We start from the raw sequence: 5,978 nt of genomic DNA on the forward strand, positions 1-5,978 counted from the left end.
TTCCTTGCTTTGAACTAAGGCATTCAACTTTTTTAAGTAAGCATTCTCCATGCGTAAACGTTCTACTTCTGCCTGTAAAGCCTCGGATGAGCCTTCAACTGGAGTTGGTTTCTTTGTATCTTCTTTCATGGATGGACGCCCCTTTTTCTTTGATATGAGGGCGTCTATTCCACCTGCTTCGAATTGCCTCTTCCACTTAAGTACTGTGTAATCTGAAGACAAATTAAATCGAGCGGCGGTCTCATTGATAGATGCCCCAAATTCGTTCATGTAATTGAGTACATCTATTTTAAATTGAATCTCGTGATTTGTATACGAAGAGGTAATTCCTTCCTCTCCATGTTTTTGATAACGTAATACCCATCTTTTTAGTGGCGCAGTGCTCATATTTCGTTCTTCAGCAATTGTTTTATATGACGCTTTACCTCCTAGATAAGCCAGGACTGCTTCTAATTTCTCCTTGGTTGAGTATTTAGCCAAAAAAACTGCACCTCCAATTGTTAGACTGTGTCTAACAATTGGGGTGCAGTTCAACATAGCTGCTCCTTTTTCGTTTGTTGAAGTAATGGGCAGAATACTTAAGTAACAATGGTGGAATTCTGGTAGTGGAAATGGAATAATTATGAAATGATATTTTTGGAGGATAACCGTTTTTGGAGAAGGTGATTGTAGCTCTTCTACGGAATTGTTCTACGCAATATTGTTGACTGTTCATTCTTAAACCTATATGATGATGAAGAAAGGGCGTGACAAAATGGCGAGACCAAGAGAGTTCGATCAAGAAATCGTTTTGAATCAAGCAATGGAGGTATTCTGGCGCAAAGGTTATGAGCGAACTTCCATCCAAGATCTGGTGGAGCATACAGGTGTTCATAGAGGCAGTTTGTACGATACGTTCGGGGATAAGAACCAACTTTTCCTTCAATGTTTGGATCTGTTCCGCTCCAAGGACCGAGCCTTTGGAATTTTAGAGGAGGAAGGCGAATCAAAGGAAGTGCTACGGCGTTATTTCGATAGGCTGATTGATTATGCGCTTAATGATGACGCTGGACGTAAAGGCTGTCTAATAGCAAATACAGCTATGGAAATGGGAGCAATTGATTCGTCGATTTCCGTTCGGGTCGAGGCATTTTCAATGGACGTGGAAACATCATTTTATAAATTTCTTATGCGGGCACAGCAACGAGGTGCCCTAAAAAAGAAGAAAAACGTCCGGGAACTCGCACGGTTCCTCGTGAGCATTCGATACGGGCTTTATGTGCTTGCGAAAACGACAACAGATCGCAAGGTGTTGGAGGATGCTGCTAATGTCGCAATGTTGATAATGGTCTAAGTTGTAAACAAATATTGGAGTAGACAGGGGACCCGAATCAAATCGTATTAGGGTTGCCTAAAATGTATTAGTTATTGACCTTTCATTCTTAAATTTTTATAATGGGCAGCGCTTCCTGTACCTGCTGTACTGAAAAACAGTTAAATAAAAAGCAAGGGGTGTCCTCAGTCAAGCGAGAAGAAGCATCCTTTTTTATTTATTGAATGGTCAATAAGTTCGTTCTGATGCTATTTTCATGTTCCCACAGAATGTCGACAGTTCATTTATGAATACCTCAAAAAACTGATTACCATTTTAGACATTGGGGACAATGATTGATGAGGTTTTAGTTGTGGGTTGAGCTTGCTTCGGGACGGATACGTGCTGCGCGTTTTCGATTGCCGGGTAACGGCTTAAGCAGCATCTGAGAAGTCTCGTTGTTGAGCTAAAATAATTGTCGTCGTGAAGGCCGGTGAGACGATTTGGTCACGGTCAGCAGCAGTGTGGATACGTACACGACTGTGACAGAACTTATGGAAGTCAAACAAGGTTCTTTTACTTTCCGAATTAAATGCAACAGCACGGGTAAAATAACAAAAACGTGGCAGGTGATGTCGAATCCCTGACGAAATCATCGCGATAGTGAAATGCCGGCGCTAAAACTTGATTTAATGAGACGAGCCCGAGGCCTGTCATCACGACGTCGGAGCAGGGGAAATGCGGTATGCGAGTTGCAATTAGAGTGCCCAACGAATGAGCAAAGAATCCAAGCACTGAAAAGATGCCCAGTTCACTAAGCCTGTAGCTGCGAATCCTAATCGAATCGAAATTTATCTTTAGAGAAATATGGGGGATTGTGCCTGACGATTGCCAGGGCATGCATATTCTGTTTTGTCATACAGTAATTAATTGGTGATTCATTGTATGTACAAATAAAATAGTTGACTGATCGTTCTTAAATAATATATAATTTGAACAGACAATACACATGAAATAGTGTAACCATTTGGACTATTTAAGAACGTTTATTCAAATACTATCTAAGGGAGAAGATACCATGAATGCAATTGAAGTAACAGCAGAAACAGTCGAAACATCGTATATTGATGCTAAAGGAATTCGATTCGCATACCGGACATTCGGCAAACCATCTGAAGTGCCGCTAGTGTTCTGCCAACGTTTTAGAGGTACGATGGATGACTGGGATCCTGCCTTCGTCAATGCTTTGGCGGAGGAACGTACGGTCATCCTGTTTGATAGTGCAGGTATCGGATTGTCATCGGGAGAAGTTGCAGAATCATTCTTTGAAACAGGGGAATATGCAATCACTTTTATTGAAGCGCTTGGTCTTAAACAAGTGGATCTCATCGGTTTCTCTATGGGGGGTTACATTGCGCAGGTTGTGACAGTGGCTCGCCCTGATTTGATCCGTCGTTTAATCTTGGCAGGTACAGGGGGCGGGATCGGGGAAGGTACGCAATCTGGCAAGCCTGAAGTGTTCAAAGTTGCTTTTAAGCCGGTGAACGAGCCGGAAGATTTCCTTTACTTGTTCTTCGAACCGACAGAAACAAGCAGAGCGTCAGGATTACAGTACCTAGACCGGCTTGCTAATAGAAGAGAAGACGACCGTGCGCCACTAGTTAGGGCTGAGTCGGTTCAAGCGCAAATAAAATCGGTTGTGGCGTGGGGGAAGGATTCGACTTTTGACAGACTCGGGGAGATTAAGCAGCCCGTGCTTATAGCTAATGGAAGTAATGACATCATGATTCCGACTATCAATTCTTATATTGTTTCCCAACGCATACCGAATGCGCAATTGATTATTTATCCGGATTCAGGTCATGGGTTCTTGTTCCAATACGCAGATTTATTTGCCGAACATGTTAATTTGTTTTTAAACAGAGCTTAATGAAGAATTTGTACTATAAGCAGCAAGCGCAATTAGGATTACTTATTTTAATAATTACATGAAAAATAGAGCTATACAGTGTATGACACTAAATTAAATGTCGAGTGACAAGAATATAGATCGTTAAGAATCCGCAAAATTGCGGATTTTTTATTTTATCGGAACAAATTCTTGTCATAGATAAATGACAAGAATTTGTTCCGATTGCCGAATGAGGCCAAGAATATACACTGATTACCAAGACAGAACTGTTTAGAATGATTATTCATTTAGGATGACAAGAACATTATCTCATTCCCGGCGGGTTGTAGGAGAAGTGGGTTAACGATTAAACCGAGGGACGGGCAGGATAGTTAAGAAATAGCTCTAAAATGCCATCGCATAACTCCGGCGATATAAGAATTATGACATAAACTGACGAAATCCGCCACGTATACCCTCCTCATTGCATATCGCTTTGTACCCACGCCCTTACCAAAAGTGCTATAACCAGAAGATGCCATTTGGCCTAACGCGCCATAATTCAATCTTTTAGAAAATTGGGCAATTTGTTGGATTCCAAGATTTGGAGTCGAATTCTATGATTTAAACAGAAGAAGAGTATACTTTTTTTCTACAACTGAACTAATACATGAGAAATATGGTAGTTTTAATAGAAACTACCAAAACTTTCAGTGAGGATGGATGCTAATGAAAACCGTAATGTATAAAGTGGCAAGACCTGTATTTGCAGCAGGTTTATGTTTTGCGTTAGTCTTCTCAATTCTGGGAACTCAAACGGAAACGGCACATGCGGCGACTTGCTCGGAAGACGAGATCAATCAACAAGTCGAACAAGTTCAGAACACCGTTTTACAAAGGGAGAATGAGTTTCGAGCGAAAGATTATGTAATCAGTAATGACCCAAACAATGGTGATAAAGTAATGAACTATACCCTCATTAAAGGTACCGGTTATGCAAAAGTTACAAAGACAAATGGGGATACATTTGAAGGAGATTATGTGAATTACAGGATGGAAGGTTACGCGGAAGTTCATTATGTGGAACGACAAGAAGATATTTATCTCGGACAATACAAAAATGGGGAACGAAGCGGTTGGGGCATATATACTTATGGGAGCGGCGAAGTGTATAAGGGCCAATACAGCGCGGGCAAAAAAAACGGATGCGGCATTGAGCTTAATCAGGGTGAGAAATATATTGGAGAGTTTAAAAATGGAAAACCTAATGGTTTTGGAACAGTGACAGCTCCAGTTGGGTATAAGCTACTGGACGGAGTCACACTTTCAGGCATATTTCAAGATGGAAGTTTGACAGGACAAGGAACAATGAATTTTAAGAATAATGCTAAGTTCATCGGTGAATTTGAAAATTCCATAGCGATCAAAGGGAATTTGTATATAGGTTCAGACGAAATCAGCGTTACCTTTGAAAAAGGTTTTTTTGTGTCAAAACCGGATTCATCCAATAAGGGCAACCCTGTTGTGTATTATGTAAAGGATGGTAATCTGCAAGCTTACGTCAGCGTCATCATCGACGGCGTATGGCAAAAATATGATAACCCGGCGGTCATTATGAACGGAAGCACTTTGGTTCCGCTTAGACCGATTTTTGAAAAGCTGGGTGCAGTCATTCAATGGGATAACGAAACGCGAACCGTAACGGCCACCAAGAACAATAAAACGATCAAGTTAACGATCGGCTCTACGATGGCTTATGTAAACGGAGAAAAGAATACCTTATCTACGGAAGCACAAATTATTAATAATGCGACGATGGTGCCGGTCCGATTCGTCAGCGAAGCACTAGGAGCTGAAGTTAAGTGGGATGAAAAATCGAAATCCGTTGAAATTAAGTCCAATCCTGTAGAATAATGGATCTTATGTGATAATTAACGGATAATAAAGAAGAACAGTTTAACATAAACTGCTAGTTGAAATTTGAAATCGATAGTAACCAAAGTTTATTTATGGAGACACTGGACGGATTGAGAGAAATCGTAAACCATTATGGTGACCTAAAAAGTATGCGTCAAGAGTAGCTCCTTTCGTTCAACTACCCTGAAAATCTCACATAGCAAAGAACTAAAAATGGCAATACGAATTTAGGCGCAGCTATGATATTTTTTTCAAAAGGCTGCGTCTTATGTTTTAATATGAACAAGTTATTATGAAGCGTTGGGAGAAGCGATTGTTAATGTAAAGCCAAGATTCTCTAGCTTACGGATGGATTGTTTGACGATGACATCTTACTGTCGTTTTTCAAAATAATGATGGTTTTTAGCATAAGGCGTTGATGTGCACTCATCTTACCCCGAAGTACAAGTTCAAGTTCTTCCTTCTTTTTCTTCATGACTCCGCGTGCAAAGCTTGCAAGTTTTTCCGGATCTTCTTCGCCATTAATCATCGCATTTATCATGTCACGACTGGAAAGACCCATAATATCTGTGGCGACAGCAGCAAGTTTAATGTTAGCTCCTTCTAGAACTTTCTGTACCCGGTTATGTTCACGAGCTCGTTCTTGAATTAAACTGCGCCGGTAATGAACTAACTCGCGCAGCTCACGCTGGTTCCGATCTGGAATATAACTTGCAGTAAGTAATCCGTGACGTAACAGGTCTGCAATCCATTCAGCATCTTTCACATCCGTCTTTCTACCGGGAACAGCCTTCATGTGCTGGGCATTTACGACAAGGTATTGAATGTCCTCGGCTTCAAGTAAGTTGACGATAGGTTTCCAAAAGACGCCTGTACTTT

At 40.9% G+C, this 5,978-nt stretch carries 3 protein-coding genes and 2 pseudogenes; 3 read left to right on the forward strand and 2 right to left on the reverse strand.

All coding sequences use genetic code 11. From position 1 onward, the window contains the following. A pseudogene (locus BLT91_RS30285) lies at positions 1-402 on the reverse strand (helix-turn-helix domain-containing protein); the annotation flags it as partial. A gap of 352 nt (positions 403-754) precedes the next feature. Between BLT91_RS30285 and BLT91_RS30290 the strand changes: the two are divergent. The 3 genes from BLT91_RS30290 (at position 755) to BLT91_RS30300 (ending at position 5,096) form a co-directional block, all read left to right on the forward strand. Beyond that, a complete protein-coding gene (locus BLT91_RS30290; RefSeq protein ID WP_175532612.1) occupies positions 755-1,333 on the forward strand; it encodes a TetR/AcrR family transcriptional regulator in 579 nt (192 codons plus the stop codon). Between the two features lie 1,036 nt (positions 1,334-2,369). Continuing rightward, positions 2,370-3,221, forward strand: coding sequence for an alpha/beta fold hydrolase (locus BLT91_RS30295; protein WP_090827970.1), 852 nt, complete (start codon positions 2,370-2,372; stop codon positions 3,219-3,221). Positions 3,222-3,911: 690 nt separating this feature from the next. Beyond that, the gene (locus tag BLT91_RS30300) at positions 3,912-5,096 is read left to right on the forward strand and encodes a stalk domain-containing protein (RefSeq protein WP_175532613.1); all 1,185 of its coding nucleotides are present in this window, start codon (positions 3,912-3,914) and stop codon (positions 5,094-5,096) included. Between the two features lie 400 nt (positions 5,097-5,496). On the opposite strand, the pseudogene BLT91_RS30305 reads toward BLT91_RS30300, so the two are convergent. Next, a pseudogene (locus tag BLT91_RS30305) lies at positions 5,497-5,978 on the reverse strand (IS110 family transposase); the annotation flags it as partial.

Source organism: Paenibacillus sp. yr247 (assembly GCF_900103825.1).
GTDB lineage: Bacteria > Bacillota > Bacilli > Paenibacillales > NBRC-103111 > Paenibacillus_E.

What these genes read in the sequence shown, in the direction of transcription:
- BLT91_RS30295 (WP_090827970.1), top strand. Translation starts at nt 2,370, where the DNA reads ATGAATGCAATTGAAGTAACAGCAGAAACAGTCGAAACATCGTATATT.
- BLT91_RS30300 (WP_175532613.1), top strand. Translation starts at nt 3,912, where the DNA reads ATGAAAACCGTAATGTATAAAGTGGCAAGACCTGTATTTGCAGCAGGT.
- BLT91_RS30290 (WP_175532612.1), top strand. Translation starts at nt 755, where the DNA reads ATGGCGAGACCAAGAGAGTTCGATCAAGAAATCGTTTTGAATCAAGCA.